This is a genomic window from Xanthomonas sp. CFBP 8443 (assembly GCF_025666195.1).
In the GTDB taxonomy this organism is placed as follows: Bacteria; Pseudomonadota; Gammaproteobacteria; order Xanthomonadales; family Xanthomonadaceae; genus Xanthomonas_A.
In genome coordinates this window covers 1,827,127-1,843,660 of sequence record NZ_CP102592.1, presented here as the reverse complement: position 1 = coordinate 1,843,660, position 16,534 = coordinate 1,827,127, and the positions used below count along the sequence as shown (strand labels likewise).

Here is a 16,534-nt window from a genome sequence, read left to right as displayed (position 1 = left end):
ACCTGCGAACAGTGCAGAGCGATACCGCTAACGCGGGCGCAACTCCACCAGCACCACGTCGTTGGCGCGCATCGCAACCTCCACCTGCGCGTTGCCGTCCTTGCCCACGCGCACGCGGCGCAGCTCTGGCGTATCGGCGGTCATGCCCTGCAGCTTGCGCAGTTGCTCGGCGCTCAACGCCTTCGGCGATCCCATGCGCAGATATGCGCTGTACGCATCGTTGGCGTCGAAACCGGTGCGACGGATCGCCAACGCATACGTGCCCGGCGCCAGTCCGCGCAATTGCAGGCGCAGCGGCGCGGTCGCGGCCGCCGGCAGCACCTGGGTGAAGTACGGGCGGTTGCTCTTGTCCTGCTGCGGGGTGACGAAGTCCCAGGCCAGCACTTTCAGCACGCCGCCGTCGTAGGTGGCATAGCTCTGCGAATCGGTGTTGCGCAGCTGCCGCTCGCCCAGCGCGTTGAGGTACTTGTAGGCGAAGTACGCCGGCTTGCGGACGCCCTGCGGATTGAGCAGGCCGAAGCCGCCCTGGAACGGCGCGGTCGGCGGGCCCGGCTCCTCGAACAGGTCGCTGTAGGTCCAGTAGCTCATGCCCTGCACCAGCCCTTCGGTCGCCTTGAGCTTGCTCAGGATGTAGGCCGCGCTGAGGTAGGCGTCGTGCACCGGGTCGCGCGGCGTGTAGCTGCTGCTCCACTCGGTGAAGTACAGCGGCAAGCCCGGCATCGCCGAGGCCTGGATCTGCTCGCGCACGCGGCGCACGTCGCCGACCACCGCATCGGGCGATGGCGACAGCTTGGTGTCGCTCTCGCCCTTTTCGTCCAGGAAGCCGCCGTCCACGCCGTAGGTGTGGGTGGTGATGAAATCCAGCGGCGCGCCGGCGGCATGTGCATGGGCGATGAATTCCGGCACCCAGGCCGCACCGGCCGTCGACGGCCCGCCGACCTTGAGCTGCGGGTCGATGCGCTTGATCGTCTTGGCCGTGGCGGCGTACAGCGCGAAGTACGCCGGCTGGTCGGCGTTCTCCCAGAAACCGGCCAGATTCGGCTCGTTCCAGACCTCGAAATACCAGCGCCGCACTTCCTCTTCGCCGTAGCGTTCGCGCGCATGACGCACGAAGGCATCGACCAGCGCGCGCCACTTGTCCAGCTGCGGATGCGAGGTGTTGCCCTTCCAGTAGAAGATCCGCTGGTCGGAACGCTTCATCGCCTCCGGGGTGAAGCCCAGTTCGACGAAGGGTCGGATGCCCATGCCGAGCATGCGGTCGTAGAGCTGGTCGATCTTGCTCCAGTCGTAAACCGGGCGCCCATCGACCTCGCGATAGGTGCCGAGCACGTCGTGGAAGATCGCGTGGAAGCGCAGGTAGCGGAAACCCAGTTCGTCCCGGGCGGTGCGCAGCTGCGCCAGGCTGTCTTCGCGCAGCAGCGTGCCCGGATAGTCCGAGCCCACCGACAGATCGTAGAAGCGGTCGCGCGGCGTCGTCGGCCCCTGCACATCGAGCGCGATCTCGCGGGCCGCGGGCTGCGCAGCGGCCATCGCCGCCAGCGCAGTCAGTGCAACCGCCACCACCAGGCGCAGCAATCGCATGACGTTCCTTCTTCCAGGGCGCAAGCGACAGACTCTAGTGATCTGCATGCGAATCGGCAAACCGGCACCGCACGCATCGCCGTGCGATGCGGCGCAGCACCCGCCGGATTCGCGGCGGCGGATCGATGCCGGCAGCGCATGCGCGCACGCGCATTGTGGGATTCGCCGCCCGCTTCGCTGGACGAAATCGCAGACAAACGCGCAAATGCCGCTTGCCCGTGGCATGCCGGGCTAGTTTGCATACGCCCTCGCATGGGCGCCCCCTTTTCCGAATGGAGAGAGCCTGCATGAAACGCGCATCCCTGATCTCGGCGGCAATCGGCTTCAGCCTGGTCGGCAGCATCTCGGCGGCCACCGCGCAATCGCAGCTGTCGCGCAACGCCACGCCGTTGCAGGTCGAACTGGCGCCGGTCGCCGACGCCGACGGCCAGCACCGCGGCCAACTCGCGGTCACCGTGCGCAATACCGGCGAGCGCATCGCGCGCGTGCCTAGGTGGGAATTGCCGCTGGGCGAACTCGACGCCAGCCTGTTCGAGGTGGTGCGCGACGGCAGCGCGGTCGACTACGTCGGGCGCCTGGTCAAGCGCGCCGCACCGCGCGCGGAGGACTTCGTGATCCTGCAGCCGGGCGAAGCGCGGCATGCGCAGATCGACCTGGGCAGCGCCTACGACCTGTCGCGCAGCGGCAACTACAGCATCCATCTCAACGCCTCGCTGCAGTACGCCTCGTTCTCCGACGGCAACAAGATGCTGCGCGCCGACGGCCAGCCGCAGACGGTCTCCAGCGCGCCGCTGACGCTGAGGCTGGACGGCCGCGGCCGCGCGACGCGCAACGACCTAATGGCCGGCCCGCAGGCGGTGGTCAACGGCATCAACTACGCCTCGTGCAGCAGCAGCCAGATCAGCACCATCGGCAGCGCGGTCAACTCGGCGCGCACCTACTCGCAGAACGCCAAGACCTATCTCAACGGCGGCAGCACCGGCGCGCGCTACACCTCCTGGTTCGGCGCCTACAACGCCAGCCGCTACAGCACCGCCACCTCCAACTTCGTCAACATCGATGCAGCGATCGACCAGAACAACGGCCAGGTCACCATCAACTGCGGCTGCAGCGACAGCGCCTATGCCTATGTCTATGCCAACCAGCCGTACCAGATCTACGTGTGCAACGCGTTCTGGAGCGCGCCGCTGACCGGCACCGACTCCAAGGCCGGCACGCTGATCCACGAAATGAGCCATTTCACCGTGGTCGCCGGCACCCAGGACTACGCCTACGGCCAGAGCGCGGCGCGCAACCTGGCCACCAGCAATCCGGCGCGCGCGGTGAAGAACGCCGACAGCCACGAGTATTTCGCAGAGAACACGCCGGCGCAGAACTGAGCCTAGCCGCGTACGCAGTACACACGCGAACGGTGCCGGCAGGCCATGCCGGCACCGGTGTCGTAGCGCAGCACGAGGTAATGGCCGCCGCGTTGGACTCCGAGCGGCGGCCATGGTGGTCGTGCATGCAACAACGGGTTGGAAGCCGTAGCGTCCACCATCGGCATGCCTCTCAGCGCGACGCCACCAGCCCATCCATCGCCCGCACCGCCGCGCTGCCGGGAAACACCTGCGTTTCCAGCGCCGCTTCGGACACGCCCAGGTGCGCGCCCAGCAGATGCTTGAACAGGCCGCGCAAGTCGGCCGTGGCGCGCAGATCGCGGCCTTCGTTCAACGCGCGCGGCGACAGCCCCGGCCAGTCGCCGGCAATGCGCCCGCCGCGCACCGCGCCGCCGGCCAGGAACGCGACGCCGCCGGTGCCGTGATCGGTGCCGCCGGTCCCGTTGACCGCCGCGGTGCGGCCGAACTCGGTCACCACCGCGACCACGCTGCGCTGCCAGCTCGCGCCGGCGCCGTCATGGAACGCGCGCAATCCGGCATCGAGCTCGCCCAGCTTGCGCTGCAGCACCGCGGCCTGGTTGCCGTGCGTGTCCCAGCCCGAATCCTCGACGAAGCCAAGGCGTGGGCCATCGGCCGTGGCCATGAAGCTGGCGGCGGCGCGCATCGCCTGCGGCAGCTGCCCGCCCTTGACGCTGTCCACCTGCATGCCCTGCCCGCGCACTGCGCGCGCGAAGCCGTCGGCCAGCTGCGCATCGGCGGCGTACAGCGGCTGCAATCGCTGCAGCAGGATCGGATTGACCGCGCTCGGCAATGGCGGCGACCAGCTGCTGACCGCGCCCGGGCCGCGCATGATCAGCGGCGTCACCGCGCTCACCGACAGCGCCTCGGCCCCGTGCAGCGCCGCCGCACAGCGGTTGAGCCAGCCGCTGGAGGCGCCGCTGGGCCGCGCGGTGCCGTTCTCCAGGCAGTCCTGCGCTTCGAAATGCGAGCGGTCGCGATACGGCGGCGCCACCGCCACCACCGGCAGCCACTGCTTGCGCGCATACAGCTCGTGGGCGAAGCCCAGTGCCGGATGCAGCGCGAAGCTGCCGTCCAGGGCCAAGGTCTGCTGCGGCGCCAGCGCGCCGCGCAGCCGCGCGTAGTCGGCATCGCCCTGCGGCACCAGCGCATGCAGGCCGTCCAGCGCGCCGCGCAGCAACACCACCAGCAGCCGGGTGTCCGCGACCGGCGCGGCCGGGCCGGGACCGGACCACAGGCTCAACAACGTGGCCGCACCGCTGGCGGCGAGGAAACGGCGGCGTGTCAGCTGCATCGGGCGTTCTCCGCGATCGGTTGCGACGCGCCGCTCAGGCGCGCCATTGGAAGGCCGGGCTGGCCAGCAGCAAGGCCACGCCGTCGCGCGGCGATTCGGCGCGGCGCAGGGCACCGGTGGTGTCCTGGTCAAGACTGGTGGCGAACACGCTGCTGGCCAGGGCCAGCGGATCGGTCGGCGGTGCGAGGCCGGCCAGCGCCTCGGCCGCCTGCACCCGTTTCCACAATGCATCCGGCCCGCTCCACTCGGCAGCCGCGTCGGCATAGCCGGCCGGCGAGCGCGGCGTGAACGGCGGTTGCCCCATCCGCGCCAGCAATGCGAGCACCTGCTTCTGCTGCGCCGGCGCCTGCGGCCATTCGCCGCCGGCGCGCAGCGCCGACAGCACGAAATCCTGCGGCTGCTTGAACTTGCGCGCATCCGCGCTCCACGCCTGCGCGCTGTCGATCAGCGCGCGGTACACACTGGGCAAGTGGCCGTCGCTGCGCAGCCAGGCGTCGGCCATGCGCTGCACCAGCGCCGGCGGCGGATCGTCGCGGACGAAATGCCGCGCCAGCTTCAGCGACACGTGGCGTGCGGTGGCCGGGTGCCGGGCCAGTGCGGCCAGGATCGCCTCGCCCTGTTCCAGCCCGCTTTCGGCGTAGCGCCGGCCCAGCAGTTGGCGGCTGCCGGCGGCATGCGCCGCCGCGCGGAACACGAAGGCGCGCTCGGGTACGCCTTGCTCGAAATCGCGCGGCGCCGGCACGCCCCAGCCGGTGATCGCGCGCGCCAGTTCGGTGACGTCGGCCTGGGTGTAGCCGCCGTCCACGCCCAGCGTGTGCAATTCCAGGATCTCGCGCGCCAGGTTCTCGTTGAGGCCGGGACGGCGCGGCGGCGCCTCCAGGCCCTGCCGCGCCGCACGGCGCTGCGCGCGCTGCGCCAGCACCGAGTCGGGACCGATCGAGTTGGCGTTGTCCAGGTAGCGCAGCATCGCCGGATGCCGCTCCACCGCCAGCAACAGGTCGGCGAAGCGGCCCATGCAGTGCGGGCGGATTGCCTCGCGTTCCATCGGCGCGGCGTACAGCGCGGCCGCGCGCTTGTCGACCGACACCGCGAAATGGTTGGACCAGAAATGCACCAGGCGCTCGGCGAAGCCGTCCGCGCTGGCCACCGCGACGGCGTAACGCGCCGCCAGTTCCTGCGCCTGCGCCTGCCGGTACAGGCCGCGCGCGGCTTGCTGCGCGGGCTTGGCATCGGCTGGCGCCTGCCTCCGCGCCAGACGCCGCTCGCGCTGGTAGGCGGCTTCGCGACGCAGGTACTCCAGGCTGTCGGGCAGGTCCCGCATCGCCGGGACGGCGGCAGGCAGCGGGCGCAACTGCGCGATCAGCCACCCGCGCGGATCGTCGATGGCCGCCAGTTCGCCGGGGCGTGCGCCCAGGCCGAAGCGGTTCGCGGCGCTCAGGGTTTCGCGACGGATCATGCGGCGCTCCCGGTCGGTGTCGTCAATGCAAACGCGCGACGCCAGGCCAGGTTGACCTGCCGCGACACATCTGCCGCAACGCCATGCACGGCCTTTACCGGTGCGTGCGGTGATGGACTTCGTGGCCGCCGTCGTCGCGGCCACGCCTGGACTCGGCCTGGAACCCTCGGCGCAGTTGCAGACGCCATAAAAAAAGCCCGGCGAACGCCGGGCTTTTTTTTGCGAAGCGGTGCCGCGCTTACTTGATCAGGCGCAGCGCGAACGGGTAGCGGTAGGCCACGCCTTCGTTGGCCTTGATCCCGGCCAGGATGCAGAACACCAGGTTCACCACCCACACCACCGGCATCAGCAGCCCGCCGATCACGATGATGCTGAGCACCACGCAGATCACGTAGCCGATGGCGACGGTGATCTGGAAGTTCAGGGCTTCCTTGGCCTGGTCGTTGAGGAACGACTTGGCCGGGTTGTCCTTGTTGATGAGCCAGATGATCAGCGGCACGATGAAGCCGGCGATGATGCCCGACAGATGGGTGATCAGTGCGACCGTGCGGTCTTCCTGCGGGCCAGCGGCGGCCGGCGGCGGCGGCGGGGCGGTCACATTGTCGAATTCGCTCATCGGTATTTTCCCTTCCTATGGTGGTGAGTGGGCAAGGCCAAGGCGCCTGGCGCGCCACTCTCGGCGGCCTGCGCAAGCCTGTCAAGCCGTCGCGGCGCGGATCGGCGCTGGCGTGGACGCGCCGCCATGGCCAGGGACGGCCCGCGCCCGCCGGAACCGACCGTTCTGCGCTGCACCGACCCATGCTCCCTGCTCTGCCCGCAGCCCCCCCGCCGCCGCGCCACGGTTGCCGATCCGGACTGGATGGCGGCGCCGCGCGCGGGGTCAGGAGTTGCCGGCCACCGTCATCTTGCCGACCAGCACCGCGCCGATGTGTACGTGCGAGCGCACGTCGATGTCGCGGCCGACCGCCTCGATGCGCTGGAACATCTCGCGCAGGTTGCCGGCAATGGTCACCTCGTCCACCGGGTAGGCGATGGCGCCGTTCTCGATCCAGAAGCCGCCGGCGCCGCGCGAATAGTCGCCGGTGACCGGGTTGACGCCGTTGCCCATCAGTTCGGTGACCAGCAGGCCGCGCGGGATACCCGCCGCGATCGTGGCCAGGTCGTCCGCGTTGGCGGCGACCTGCAGGTTGTGCACGCCGCCGGCGTTGGCGGTGGTCTGCAGGCCCAGCTTGCGCGCCGAATAGCTGCCCAGCACGTAGCGCTGCAGCACTCCGTCGGCGACCAGCGGCGCGGCGCGGGTGGCCACGCCCTCCGCGTCGAAGGCGGCCGAGCGCAGCCCGCGGCGCAGATGCGGCAGTTCGTCGATCGCGAACCAGTCCGGGAACAGGCGGGTGCCGACGCTGTCGAGCAGGAAGCTGGCGCGGCGGTACAGCGCACCGCCGGACACCGCGCCGAGCAGGTGCCCGACCAGCGAACGCGCCATCTCCGGCGCGAACAGCACCGGCAGTTCGCCGGTCGGCAGCGAGCGCGGCTGCAACCGTGCCACGGTGCGCTCGGCGGCGCGGCGGCCGATCGCCGCCGGCTGCTCGAGATCCTCGCGCGCCAGCGCGCTGCTGTACCAGCCGTCGCGCTGCATGCCGTCGCCGTGGCCGGCGATCAGCGCGCAGCCGATCGAATGGTGGGTGCTGCGCTCGCGGCCGATGAAGCCGTGCGAGTTGGCGTACACCGACAGGCTCTCGCTGCTGCCGGCCGAGGCGCCGTCGGAGTTGGCCACGCGCGGGTCGGCGTCGCGGCCGGCGGCCTCGCAGGCCAGGGCCAGCTCGATCGCCTCCTCGGCCTCCAGCGCCCACGGATGCCAGCGGTCCAGCTCGGGCAGTTCGCGCGCCATCAGCGTCGCGTCGGCCAACCCGGCGGCGACGTCGTCCTCGGTGTAGCGGGCGATCGCGCAAGCCTGGGCGACGGTCGCCTCGAGGCTGGACTCGTGCAGGTCGGCGGTGCTGGCGCTGCCCTTGCGCTGGCCGAAGTAGACGGTGACGCCGATCCCGCGGTCGCGGGTGGCCTCGACCGTTTCCACCGCGCCCAGGCGCACGTTGACGTCCAGCCCGCGGTCTTCGCTGCAGCTGACCTCGGCCTGGCTGGCGCCCAGTTCGCGCGCCCGCGCCAGCAGGCGCTCGGCGGTGTCGGACAGCCGCTCCAGGCGTTCCAGGCTGTCGTCGCGGCGCAGTTCGGAGGTGATCGCGTTCAATGCTTTATCCTTGTTATGCGAGTCCCTTCGCAAGAGCCCGGCCATCCATGGCCGGACTTTCTAATTTGATGTTTCAGACTGATCGAGTAGTACGACCATGCGCGGACGCGACGAAGACACCGGTGAATTCCGCGGCGACAGCCGCAGCCAGCAGCGCCGCGCGGCGCTGGAAGTGCTGACCCTGGGCGAGAAGCTGGTGGCGCTGACCCCGGCGCAGCTGGCCAAGCTGCCGGTGCCCGAGTCGCTGATCCCGCATATCGAGGAAAGCAAGCGCATCACCTCGCACATCGCGCACAAGCGGCAGCTGGCGTTCCTGGCCAAGCAGATGCGCCGCGAGGACGACGCCACCCTGGACGCGATCCGCGAGGCGATGGATGCCAACAGCGACGGCGCGCGCCGCGAAGTGGCGGCGATCCACCGGGTCGAGGACTGGCGTGCGCGGCTGCTGGCCGACGGCGACAGCGCGCTGTCCGAGCTGCTCGCCGAATACCCCGAGGCCGACCGCCAGCGCCTGCGCCAGCTGATCCGCAACGCCAAGGAAGAGCGGCTGAAGAACAAGCCGCCGCATGCCTATCGGGAGTTGTTCCGGGAGTTGCGCGAACTGGTGCTGGGAGACTCGGGACTCGGGACCGGGGACTCGGAACTCGGAGAAGCGGACGCCGAAGACGACGATATCGACACCGAGGACGACGCGCGCGACTGAGCCGCGGCGGCGCACGGTCGCGCACCCGCGACCGCCTCGGCACGCTGGGCGGCGACGCCGACCAAGCGCATCGGCATCGCCACAGCGACCGCGCGCGGCTTTACCGAATCCCGAATCCCGAATCCCCACTCCCGGCTCCTACGCCGTTCCGCCCACGGTCAGCCCATCGATCAGCAGCGATGGCTGGCCGACGCCGACCGGCACGCTCTGCCCGTCCTTGCCGCACACGCCCACGCCTTCGTCCAGCGCCAGGTCGTGGCCGATCATGCGCACCTTCTGCATCGTCTCCGGGCCGTTGCCGATCAGCGTGGCGCCCTTCACCGGCGCGGTGACCTTGCCGTCCTCGATCAGATAGGCCTCGGTCGCCGAGAACACGTACTTGCCGCTGGTGATGTCGACCTGGCCGCCGCCGAAATTGACCGCGTACAGGCCCTTCTTCACCGAGCGGATCATTTCCTGCGGATCGTGCTGGCCGGCCAGCATGTAGGTGTTGGTCATGCGCGGCATCGGCAGGTGCGCGAACGATTCGCGGCGGCCGTTGCCGGTCGGCGCCACGCCCATCAGCCGCGCGTTCAGCGAATCCTGCATGTAGCCCACCAGCACACCGTCCTCGATCAGCGTGGTGCAGTTGCTCGGCGTGCCCTCGTCGTCGACGTTGAGCGAGCCGCGGCGGCCTGCGAGGGTGCCGTCGTCGACGATGGTCACGCCCGGCGAGGCCACGCGCTGGCCGATGCGGCCGGCATAGACGCTGGTGCCCTTGCGCGCGAAATCGCCTTCCAGGCCGTGCCCGACCGCCTCGTGCAGCAGCACGCCGGGCCAGCCGGAACCCAGCACCACCGGCATCACCCCGGCCGGCGCCGGCACCGCCTCCAGGTTCACCAGCGCCTGGCGCAGCGCTTCCTTGGCGAAGGCTTCGGGCCGGCCATCGGCGAACAGCACCTCGTAGCCGTAGCGGCCGCCGCCGCCGGAGTAGCCGGACTCGCGGCGCCCGTTCTGCTCGACGATCACCTGCACGTTCAGCCGCACCAGTGGGCGCACGTCGGCGGCGAGCACGCCGTCGCTGCGCGCCACCAGCACCGTGTCCACGCCGCCGGACAGGCCGACCATCACCTGCTGCACGCGCGGGTCGGCGGCGCGCAGGAACTGGTCCAGGCGCCGCAGCATCTCGACCTTGAGGTCGTTGCCCATGCCGTCCACCGGGTCCAGCGCCGGGTACAGCGCGCGCCCGTTGCCGCGCAGCAGCGACTGCGCCGGCTGCGCGCCGCCGTCGCGGGAAATCGCCCGCGCCGACTGCGCCGCGGCCAGCAGCGCGTCGCGGTGGATGTCGTCGGAATAGGCGAAGCCGGTCTTCTCACCGGAGATCGCGCGCACGCCCACGCCCTGCTCGATGGAATGGGCGCCGTCCTTGACGATGCTGTCCTCCACGCTCCAGCTCTCGCGCCGCGAATGCTGGAAATACAGGTCGCCGAAGTCGATGCCGGGGCCGAGCAGCGTGCCGAAGGCGCGCTCCAGGCTGGTGGCGTCGAGGCCGGCGGGAAGCAACAAACGGGTTTCGGCGAGGCTGAGGGCGTTTTCGGTCATGGGCTCAACATGGGGGACGGGGGCGCTCAGCGCAAGCGCGGGCGGCGCGGGACACGCGCCGATTCAGGGACTGCCGGAGGCGGCCGGCGGCGCCGGCGGGCGCGAGGCATCGCGCTCGATCACTTCCACTTTCGGATCCTTCCACGGGCCGGTGACCCGGTAGGTGCGCGCGCCGATCGCGCCCAGCGGCTTGCCCAGCACCGCGTTGGCGGCGGCGCCGACCGCCGCGCCGACCGGGCCGCCGGCGACCGCGCCGACCACGGTCAGCAGGTTGCCGGCCTTGGGATTGACGTCGATGGTCTGGTCGAACTGCTGCGCGCGCAGGTCGGCCTGCCCACGCACCTTGATTTCCGCGGCGGGGCCGTCGATCAGCATCGACTCGCTGCGCGCCACGCCGTCGCCGAACTGTACCTGGCCGTCGATGCGGTTGAAGGCGAAGCCCTTGGAGAAGAAGTCGCGGAAATCGAACATCAGCCGGCGCGGTAGCTGCGCCACGCTGAGCAGGCCGAGCACGCGTCCCGCGCCGGGGTTCAGTTCCAGCAGCTGGCCGTTGCGCGCGGCCACGTCGAGCTGGCCCTGCAGGGTCGCCAGCTGGAACCCGGCCGGATCGCCCGGCCAGGCGGCGCGCAGGCCCAGCGTGCCTTCGCCGCCGCGCAGCTGGCCGCCGAAATCCAGGCTCTGCATCAGCGCGCCCAGGTCCTGGCTGTCCACGCTGGCGATGAGCTGGGTGCGCGCGGTGGCGCCCTTGCCGCGCCAGTCGCCGCTGATGTCGATCTTCTGCTTGTCCGAGCGCAGGTGCAGCTGGTCCACGCGCATGCCGTCGATCAGCTTGCGGGTGCGCAGCGAGGCCGCGCCGAGCTGCATCGCACCGAAGCGCAGGTCGTCCACGTCCAGCGCCAGCGCCGGGATCGAGACCGGGTCGAGCGTGCTGGTCAGCGGCCGCACGGCGGCCGCGGCCGCTGCGGGTGTCGCCGGGTCTGGCGTGACGCTGGCCGCAGGAGTCGCGGCCGCAGCCGGAGCAGAGGCCGCCGCCGCGGTTGGCGCCGCGCGCCAATGCACCCGCGCCAGGCGGCCGCCGAGCACGCCGGCCGGCTTGCTCGGCACGCTGAGTTCGCCGGCCAGCGCCGGCCCGTCCAGCTGCACCGCCACCGTGTCGGCCTGCGGCTGCAGGCGCAGGCGGGTGTTGTCGAACACGCCGCCGAGCAGCAGCAGATGGTCGGCGAGCACGTCGATCTGGCGCAGCGGCATCGGCTCGGCGGCGCCCGGCGTGGCCGACGCGTCCGGATCCGGGCCGCTGACCAGGCCGATCCAGTCGATCGCGTTCAGCGAGGCGGTGCGCCCGCTCACGGTCAGGCCGTCGCCGGGCGGGTCGCCGACCACGTGGTCGCTGCCCATCACCACCTTAACCCCGGTCTTGCCGTTCTGGCTGCGCGCGACCAGCGACATCAGCTTGCCGAAGGCCACCTCGATGCGCCCGGTGCCGACCGGCAGCGGCACGTTGACCGAGGTCGCCAGCGGCGCCGCCACGCCCTTGTCCATCGGCGCCGGCAACAGCAGCTGGGTGCCGACCAGGTCCGAATGCAGTTGCAAACGGGTCGGCGGCTGCACCCCGCCATCGGCGGTCTTGGGCAGGCCCACGCCGATGTTCCAGCGCGAGCGGCCCTGCACGTAGGGCTTGAGCCAGGCCATTTCCGGCGCCCGGTCGAGCAGTTCGTCCGCATCCACCGAGGCGCTCAGCGCCGCCTCGAACGCCTGTTGCGGATCGAGCACGCCATCGCCGGCGCGCAGCGCCAGTTCGCCGGCATGGCCCTCGTGCAGCACCGCCAGCTGCGGCGCCTCGAAGCCGGTGTCGCGGTAGTCGGCGCTGCCGCGCATGTCGTCGAAGGCCACGTCCCAGCGGCGGTCGGCGATGTGCGCACCGAGCAGTTCGACCTTGCCGCGCAGGTGATGGCCGCCCACGTCGCGGCGCAACGGCTGCAGCAGGTCGAAGCTGACGTCGGCCGGACCGGACGCGCTGAGCGCGTCCAGGGTCTCGCCGTAGCGACGGCGCAGCGGGCTCTGCCGCAGCATCGCCAGCAGCTTACCGGTCTCGGCGCGGCTGCTGGCCAGTACGCTGAGCTGGCCTTGCTTGTAGTCCGGCAGCACCGCCGACAGCCGGTCCACCGGCACCCCGCCCATCTCGCCGCGGCCATGCACCTCGAAGCCGTTGCCGATGAAGGCGACCTCGGCGTCCACCTTCTCCACCGCCGGCCATTCGCGCTGGAAGCGGATCCTGGCGTCGTCCAGCCGCGCGGTGGCCTCGAAGCGACCGTTGTGGTCGACGAACGGCCACTGGTCCAGATCGCCGGAGACCAGCGCACGGCCGCCGCGCAGGCGCCCGCCCTGCAGCGCGGCGTCCAGCCAGTCGGTGGCCGCCTTGCTCATCTTCGAATGCACCCAGAACTTCTTCGCCGCCGTCACCGGCGCGTCCTGCAGGTCGGCGGCCAGGTCGATCCACGGCCGCGAACCGTCGGCCTGGAACCGCACCCCGCCGCGAAAATCGGCGCCGTAATCGCTGCCCTGCACGCGCAGCGCCGGGGTCGCCACGCGCAGATCTGTGCCGTCGCGGAAGGCCACGATGCGCCCGGCCAGCCGCACCTCGTGGACTACGCCGAAGCCGCTGGGCCAGTCGAAGCGCACCGGGCTGGCGGCGTCCAGCACCAGCTCCCCGCCCTGCGCGTCGCCATCGAAGCGACCGCGCAGGCCGCTCACCCCGGGCGACTGCCCGACCGGCGCGAACGCCAGCTCGGTCAGGCGGCCTTGCCCATACAGCGGCCCGCCGGCGCTGCCGGTCAGCGCCACCTGGGTCAGTTGCAGCCGCGGCCGCGCCGCGTGTAACCAGGCGCGCAGGTTGGGCGCCAGGCCGTCGCTGAGCGCGGCCACCGCCAGCAGCGGCGCCGCATCCATGTGCTCGCCGAGCAGCGCGAAGCGTCGCCCGCCGGCCACGGTCAACCCATCCAGGCGCTGTGTCGGCAGCCCGGCCTGGCCGATCTGCAGCCGCGGCGCATCCAGCCGCCAGCCGCCGTCGATCTGCCGCCAGCGCGCGGTGGCGCGCAGCGTGGTGAACGCGGTCTGCGGCCGCGCGCCGCCGGCGGCCAGCGCCGCGCCGCTCAGGCGCAGGTCGCGCAGCGTGGCCTCGACGCTGACCCCGACGATCCGGTGTCGCTGCAGCTGCGCCCAGCCCTGCACCGCGCCGGCGCCGCCTTCGACGCGAACCCCGGCGGCGTGCAGCAAGCCCGACCAACCGCCCAGTTCGGCCGCGCGCGCGGCCACGTAGGCTTGGCCGGTGCCGCGCCGGCGGTCCATGTCCAGCACCGCGGTCAGCGGCGCCTGCTTCAGGTCGATCCAGCCCTGCGCGCCGACGCGCAGGCGGTCGCCGTCCACGCGCAGGCGCAGGTCGATCTTCGGCAACTGCGCATCCAGGCCCAGGTCCGGCGCATGCACCGCCAGGCGGCCGTCGATGACCTGCAATTCGCCCAGGCCCTGCAGCGCGTCCAGCGGATCGCCGGCCGGCGCGGTCGGCAGACCCTGCACCGACCAGGTGCCGTCGGCGCCGCGCAGCAGGGTAAGCGCCAGCCCGCGCAGGCGCAGTTCGGTGAAGGAACGGCCCGGCAGCAGGCCGGCGTACATCGACACCAGCACCTCGGCCTGGCCGATGCGCACCCCGTCGCCGGCGCCGATGCGCAGGCCGTCCAGGCGCAGCAGCGGCCCGCGCCGGGTCCAGGCGGTCTCGACCCGGTCGAACTGGATCGGCCGCCCGGCACGCTCGCTGAGCCAGGCCTGGATCCGCTGCGGGTGCCGCTCCACGAACGGCAACGCCTGGCTCAGCGCCCCCACCAGCAACGCCACGCACACCAACCCGATCGCCACCGCGTAGAACGCGAAACGGCGGGCCAGGCGCAGGCGGCGGCGCAGGGGGGTGGGCATTCAGACGGGACCGGGGACCGGGGACCGGGGACCCGGGGAAAGCAGCGGCCATGGTGGTGGCGTAAACCAAGAGCACACGATGCCTAGGAAACTTGAAGCAGCAGTTGCGCCCCCCGGTCCCCGGTCCCCGGTCCCCGGTCCCTGCCTCACAACAACACCACGTCGAACTGCTCCTGCAGGTATTGCTCGTCGGCCTGGAAACGGATGCTCTTGCCGAGGAATTCCTCCAGCTCGGCCACCGCCGAGGATTCCTCGTCGGTGATCCGCGCCACCACCTTGGTCGAGGCGATCACCAGTAGCCGCGCCGCGTCGAACTGGCGCACCGCGCGGGTGATCTCGCGGAAGATCTCGTAGGTGACGGTCTCGGCGGTCTTGATCGAGCCGCGTCCGCTGCATTCCGGGCACGGCTCGGACAGCTGCCGCTCCAGGCTCTCGACGGTGCGCTTGCGGGTCATCTCCACCAGCCCCAGCGGCGAGAACTCGTACACCGTGGTCTTGGCGTGGTCGCGCGACAGCGCCTTCTCCAGCGTGCGCAGTACCTGGCGGCGATGCTCGGCATCGTCCATGTCGATGAAGTCGATGATGATGATGCCGCCCAGGTTGCGCAGCCGCAGCTGCCGCGCCACCGCCTGCGCTGCTTCCAGGTTGGTGCGGAACACCGTTTCCTCGAGGTTGCGCTGGCCCAGGAACGAGCCGGTGTTGACGTCGATGGTGGTCATCGCCTCGGTCTGGTCGATGACCAGGTAGCCGCCGGACTTCAGCGGCACCTGCTTGTCCAGCGCGCGCGCGATCTCGTCCTCCACGCCGTACAGGTCGAAGATCGGGCGGTCGCCGGTGTACAGCTCCAGGCGCTCGGCCAGCACCGGCATGTACTTGGCGACGAACGCCTGCAGGCGCTCGAAGGTCTCGTGCGAATCGACCTTGACCTTCTCCACGTCCTTGCGGATCAGGTCGCGCACCGCGCGCAGCGGCAGGCTCAGGTCCTCGTAGATGATGCTGGCCGGCGCGCCTTCGCGGCCGCGCCGTTCAACCACGTTCCAGACCCGCGACAGGTAGGCGATGTCCTCGGCCAGCGCTTCGGCCGGCTGGCCCTCGGCGTTGGTGCGGATGATGTAGCCGAAGCCGCCATGGCTGGCGGCCAGGTCGGCGACCAGGGTCTTCAGGCGCAGCCGCTCGGCCTCGTCCTCGATCCGCGCCGACACCCCGATCACCCGCGACTGCGGCAACAGCACCAGGTAGCGCGAAGGGATGCTGATCTGCGTGGTCAGCCGCGCACCCTTGCTGCCGATCGGGTCCTTGACCACCTGCACCACGATGTCCTGGCCGTCGCGCAGCAGCTCCACGATCGGCGCGCCAGACGCCACCGGCAACGGCGGCGCCTCGTCGGTGTCGCCGTGGGCCACCGGCGCCGGCCGCACCACGTCGTTGGCGTGCAGGAACGCCGCGCGCTCCAGCCCGACCTCGACGAACGCGGCCTGCATGCCCGGCATCACCCGCTGCACCCGGCCCTTGTAGATGTTGCCCACCACCCCGCGGCGCCAACCGCGTTCGATGTGCAGTTCCTGCAGCATGCCGTTCTCGATGACGGCCACCCGGGTCTCGCGTGGTGTGACGTTGACCAGGATCTCTTGCGACATCAAAGCACTCCGAAGGCGCGCAGCAGGTGGGAAGTTTGGTGCAGAGGCAGGCCCATCACCCCGGAATAGCTGCCGTCCAGACGGCTGACGAAGCGCTCGGCGCCGCCCTGGATCGCGTAGGCGCCGGCGCGCCCCATCGGTTCGCCGCTGGCCACGTAGTCGGCGATGTCCTGCGCCGACAGGACCGCGAAACTGACCGCGGTCGGCACCAGCAGCACCTCCTCGCGCGCCGCGCCGACCAACGCCACCGCGGTCATCGCCTGGTGCGTGCGCCCGGACAGCGCAGCGAGCATCGCCGCCGCGTCGTCGGCGTCGGCCGGCTTGCCGAACACGCGATCGTCCAGCACCACCTCGGTGTCGGCGCCGAGCACCAGCGCATCCGCCGCGGCGCCGAGCTGCGCCATGCCGGCGCGCGCCTTGTCCAGCGCCACCCGGCGCACGTAGGCCTGCGCCGGTTCGCCGGCCGCGCGCACTTCCGGCACCTCCAGATCGAGGATCCGGAACGGTACGCCCAGGCGCGTCAGCAGTTCGTTTCTGCGGGGGGAACGGGAAGCGAGATACAGCATGGCGGAAGGATAACCCGGCACGCCTGACTGAACGATCGCTAATTCCGGCACCATGCACGCGACCCCGGCACGCATCACGACGCGTTCATTGTCGCGGCAACACCCTCG

At 71.1% G+C, this 16,534-nt stretch carries 11 protein-coding genes; 2 read left to right on the top strand and 9 right to left on the bottom strand.

The window, feature by feature from the left end:
• Positions 1–27: 27 nt before the first annotated feature.
• Positions 28–1,581, bottom strand: coding sequence for a GH39 family glycosyl hydrolase (locus tag NUG20_RS07920; RefSeq protein ID WP_263397819.1), 1,554 nt, complete (start codon positions 1,579–1,581; stop codon positions 28–30).
• Between the two features lie 287 nt (positions 1,582–1,868).
• Between NUG20_RS07920 and NUG20_RS07915 the strand changes: the two genes are divergently transcribed.
• Positions 1,869–2,960 (top strand): M35 family metalloendopeptidase, encoded by a 1,092-nt coding sequence (locus NUG20_RS07915; RefSeq protein WP_263397818.1) that lies wholly within the window; start codon positions 1,869–1,871, stop codon positions 2,958–2,960.
• A gap of 172 nt (positions 2,961–3,132) precedes the next feature.
• Here the strand turns inward: NUG20_RS07915 and NUG20_RS07910 are convergent, their stop codons facing one another.
• From NUG20_RS07910 to pmbA, 4 genes are all read right to left on the bottom strand, one after another.
• Positions 3,133–4,272: a DUF1501 domain-containing protein gene (locus NUG20_RS07910; RefSeq protein WP_263397817.1), complete on the bottom strand. Its 1,140-nt coding sequence runs from the start codon at positions 4,270–4,272 to the stop codon at positions 3,133–3,135.
• A 34-nt stretch (positions 4,273–4,306) separates the two neighbouring features.
• The gene (locus tag NUG20_RS07905; protein WP_263397816.1) at positions 4,307–5,728 is read right to left on the bottom strand and encodes a DUF1800 domain-containing protein; all 1,422 of its coding nucleotides are present in this window, start codon (positions 5,726–5,728) and stop codon (positions 4,307–4,309) included.
• 238 nt (positions 5,729–5,966) lie between these two features.
• Positions 5,967–6,344: a DUF4870 domain-containing protein gene (locus tag NUG20_RS07900; protein ID WP_263397815.1), complete on the bottom strand. Its 378-nt coding sequence runs from the start codon at positions 6,342–6,344 to the stop codon at positions 5,967–5,969.
• A 264-nt stretch (positions 6,345–6,608) separates the two neighbouring features.
• Positions 6,609–7,973 (bottom strand): metalloprotease PmbA, encoded by a 1,365-nt coding sequence (pmbA, locus tag NUG20_RS07895; RefSeq protein ID WP_263397814.1) that lies wholly within the window; start codon positions 7,971–7,973, stop codon positions 6,609–6,611.
• Between the two features lie 97 nt (positions 7,974–8,070).
• Between pmbA and yjgA the strand changes: the two genes are divergently transcribed.
• A complete protein-coding gene (yjgA, locus tag NUG20_RS07890; RefSeq protein ID WP_263397813.1) occupies positions 8,071–8,676 on the top strand; it encodes a ribosome biogenesis factor YjgA in 606 nt (201 codons plus the stop codon).
• Positions 8,677–8,814: 138 nt separating this feature from the next.
• On the opposite strand, the gene tldD is transcribed toward yjgA, so the two are convergent.
• The 4 genes from tldD to NUG20_RS07870 form a co-directional block, all read right to left on the bottom strand.
• Complete coding sequence (gene tldD, locus NUG20_RS07885; RefSeq protein WP_263397812.1) at positions 8,815–10,257, bottom strand: metalloprotease TldD; 1,443 nt, start codon at positions 10,255–10,257, stop codon at positions 8,815–8,817.
• A gap of 63 nt (positions 10,258–10,320) precedes the next feature.
• Positions 10,321–14,223, bottom strand: coding sequence for a YhdP family protein (locus NUG20_RS07880; RefSeq protein ID WP_263397811.1), 3,903 nt, complete (start codon positions 14,221–14,223; stop codon positions 10,321–10,323).
• A 146-nt stretch (positions 14,224–14,369) separates the two neighbouring features.
• Complete coding sequence (gene rng, locus NUG20_RS07875; RefSeq protein WP_263397810.1) at positions 14,370–15,860, bottom strand: ribonuclease G; 1,491 nt, start codon at positions 15,858–15,860, stop codon at positions 14,370–14,372.
• Complete coding sequence (locus NUG20_RS07870; RefSeq protein WP_263397809.1) at positions 15,860–16,426, bottom strand: Maf family nucleotide pyrophosphatase; 567 nt, start codon at positions 16,424–16,426, stop codon at positions 15,860–15,862. The genes rng and NUG20_RS07870 overlap by 1 nt, the downstream gene beginning before the upstream one ends.
• Positions 16,427–16,534 lie beyond the last annotated feature (108 nt).

Excerpts from the sequence above, each read along its gene's own strand:
- NUG20_RS07910 (WP_263397817.1), bottom strand. The coding sequence starts at position 4,272 with ATGCAGCTGACACGCCGCCGTTTCCTCGCCGCCAGCGGTGCGGCCACG.
- yjgA (WP_263397813.1), top strand. The coding sequence starts at position 8,071 with ATGCGCGGACGCGACGAAGACACCGGTGAATTCCGCGGCGACAGCCGC.
- rng (WP_263397810.1), bottom strand. The coding sequence starts at position 15,860 with ATGTCGCAAGAGATCCTGGTCAACGTCACACCACGCGAGACCCGGGTG.
- NUG20_RS07915 (WP_263397818.1), top strand. The coding sequence starts at position 1,869 with ATGAAACGCGCATCCCTGATCTCGGCGGCAATCGGCTTCAGCCTGGTC.
- NUG20_RS07870 (WP_263397809.1), bottom strand. The coding sequence starts at position 16,426 with ATGCTGTATCTCGCTTCCCGTTCCCCCCGCAGAAACGAACTGCTGACG.
- NUG20_RS07905 (WP_263397816.1), bottom strand. The coding sequence starts at position 5,728 with ATGATCCGTCGCGAAACCCTGAGCGCCGCGAACCGCTTCGGCCTGGGC.
- NUG20_RS07920 (WP_263397819.1), bottom strand. The coding sequence starts at position 1,581 with ATGCGATTGCTGCGCCTGGTGGTGGCGGTTGCACTGACTGCGCTGGCG.
- NUG20_RS07880 (WP_263397811.1), bottom strand. The coding sequence starts at position 14,223 with ATGCCCACCCCCCTGCGCCGCCGCCTGCGCCTGGCCCGCCGTTTCGCG.
- tldD (WP_263397812.1), bottom strand. The coding sequence starts at position 10,257 with ATGACCGAAAACGCCCTCAGCCTCGCCGAAACCCGTTTGTTGCTTCCC.
- NUG20_RS07900 (WP_263397815.1), bottom strand. The coding sequence starts at position 6,344 with ATGAGCGAATTCGACAATGTGACCGCCCCGCCGCCGCCGCCGGCCGCC.